At 53.8% G+C, this 2,554-nt stretch carries 2 protein-coding genes; one reads left to right on the top strand and one right to left on the bottom strand.

Annotation, left to right across the window (positions count from 1 at the left end; genetic code table 11):
• Nucleotides 1-73: 73 nt before the first annotated feature.
• Complete coding sequence (locus tag V6D20_04580) at nt 74-760, top strand: response regulator transcription factor (GenBank protein HEY9815069.1); 687 nt, start codon at nt 74-76, stop codon at nt 758-760.
• A gap of 666 nt (nt 761-1,426) precedes the next feature.
• On the opposite strand, the gene V6D20_04575 is transcribed toward V6D20_04580, so the two are convergent.
• Nucleotides 1,427-2,554: hypothetical protein (locus tag V6D20_04575; GenBank protein ID HEY9815068.1), on the bottom strand; the 1,128-nt coding region annotated here is incomplete at its 5' end.

The following is a 2,554-nucleotide window of genomic DNA, read 5'->3' as shown; positions in this document are numbered from 1 at the left end:
GTGCGGTCTTTGCGTTTCGACTGCCCGCCTGTGCCCATGAGTTGCCCTTAGCCGCTACGAGTAAATCGACCGCATGATGTCTCCCCTTAAGATTTTATTAGTTGAAGATGATGAATTGTTTCGGCTAGGGTTGGCGACGCGACTCCAGCAAGAGCCGATGCTAGAAATTGCGGCTGAGGCCGAAGATGGGGAAACGGCCCTAGATTTGATCACTCAACAGATGTTTGACATCGTGGTTTTAGATATCGGTCTACCGGGCATTGGGGGAGTGGAAACCTGTCGGCAAATGAAGCAACTCTTGCCCCAGTTACCCATCCTGATCTTAACCTCCCATTCTCAACCTCCACTGATTAACCGCCTCATCGAAGCTCAGGCTCAAGGCTATTGCCTGAAAGGGGTGGCGGCTGAGTCCTTAATTTTAGCGATTCAGTCCATAGCAGCAGGTGCTTCTTGGTGGGATGCTCAAGCTACAGCACAAATTCGCGCCCAATTTCAACAGTCCAGTCCCGAACCACTCTTGCCTGCCCCCGCACCCGACAATCCCCTCACCCAACGAGAACGGGAAATTTTAGCGTTAGTTGCTAGCGGCAAAAGTAACTCAGAAATTGCCGAGACTCTTTACATTGCGGCGGGTACTGTCCGTGTCCACGTTCACGCCATTTTGCAAAAGCTGGAGGTGCGCGATCGCACCCAAGCTGCTGTGCTAGCCCTACAAAAAGGGCTCATTCATCCTAAACAGGACTTATGCAAGAACGATTGAGATTGTCGGTTGCTTGAGTTGCGTTATCAAGTAGTGGGACAACAGTCCATGCTTGATTTGATAAATCGTTTGCCCACGTTGGTAAGCAAGTGTCTTCAACCGTGTCCAGACGAGCAGTGCACAAGCAATGGGATTGCGTTGAATCCACGCTTTGCGGCACTGGGCCTCTACCCCGGTCAACTGCTTGAGTTCGCGGTGAAACTCCTCAATCGTCCAACGGACGCCAGACTCCTGTTGTGCAGCTGAGTTACGTCGTTTGTGGCGACACATTCCGTTTATCGCCGCGCAAATAACGATTGATGCGGTCGTGACTGACCCCGTCGAGGTGATGGGCTAAGTTCGTCACGGTGTAGTTGCGCGGGTGTTGCTGAACCGGGAGATGAACCTCTAGCTACAGGATCTGAACCTACGTACAACATGTTGCGGAATCATACCGCTATTCAGCAACGCCGTTGAGCGGACTGCTCAGCAAGTATTGACAGTAGTCCAAGTTGCGAAAGCCCATTCCTTAAGGATAACGCTTGCCTTGCGTAAGTCCTGTTTTAGCTATTGGCAGGTTTATTAAAAAGCCACCCGGATTTGCTGCAAGGTCTTTTGTTCAACTTGAAGGTGAAATATGGGTGACTCCCAGCTTCTGGGCAAGCGACATTTGGCTTAGATGAAAGGTCAATACGTCTTAGTGGCCCCTAACGTTTTCAGCATTTCTTGCTGGGCTGGAGTTAGACCTTGAATGCCGCTAATGTTCATGCCTTCGTAGGGGCGATCGCACCTGAGAATATCGACACATTGCCCCGATTCGACCTCCCAAAGGCGAATAGTGCCGTCGGCGCTACCGCTGGCCAGGTGCTCACCACTGGGGAAAAAGGCTAAGGCCCAGACGGCAGCGGTGTGCCCCCTGAGTGATTGCAACGCTTGCCCCGTGGCCACATCCCACAGCCAAATGACCGTATCGTTACCGCCGCTGGCGAGTTGGGTCCCGTCGGAGCTAAACGCGACCGTCCGCACGCGCTGGGTATGCTTTTGCAGAACATGATGAACCTGTCGGGACTCGATTTCCCACAGTCTGATGGTGCCGTCATCACTGGCGCTGGCCAGGAGCGGGGCCGTGGGCGAAAAGGCAAGGCTATCGATAAAGCCTTGATGGTTGGTCAGGTTGCCCAGCGGGTGTCCGGTGTCAAAATGCCAGAGGTTGATGGCTTGTCCGCCGCCACCGCTAGCGAGCAAGGTTTCATCAGCGCTCAGGGCCAGGGCGCGAACCCAGTTGCCGTGTTCCTGTGTCCACATAATCTCGCCCGTGGGCACATCCCAAAGCTTCAGGGTAGTGTCGTTGCCGCCGCTGCTGGCCATGCGGGTGCCGCGACGATTAAACACCACTTTTCTGACAAACCCACGGTGTTGTTGCCAGGTCTGTTGTAGCTCCCCCGTAGGATAGCCCCAAAACTTCACGGTGTGGTCGCTACTGCCGCTGGCGATCGCCTGTCGTTCGGGCACAAAATCGACTGTCCAAACGATGCCGCTATGCCCCGAAAAGGTTTTCACCAACTGCTTGGACTGCAAATCCCATAGGTGAACTTGCTTGTTGGTGTCGCCGCTGGCGAGCAACTGACCGTCAGGGTGTATTGCCAGAGACGTGACGTGGTTGCCGTATCCCCGTAACATGTAGAGCACGCCGCCCGTATCGATATCCAACAGGGTGTAGCACCGATTGTTGTCGCTACTGGCTAACAGTTTGCCATCGGGGCTAATGGCGATCGCCAAAATTTTGGCCTCGTGTTTTTGTAGCGTTTTGATGCA

It is taken from the genome of Candidatus Obscuribacterales bacterium (assembly GCA_036703605.1).
Classification (GTDB): domain Bacteria; phylum Cyanobacteriota; class Cyanobacteriia; order RECH01; family RECH01; genus RECH01.
The sequence above is the reverse complement of the archived record's forward strand: the minus strand, read 5'-3'. Positions and strand labels throughout refer to the sequence as shown.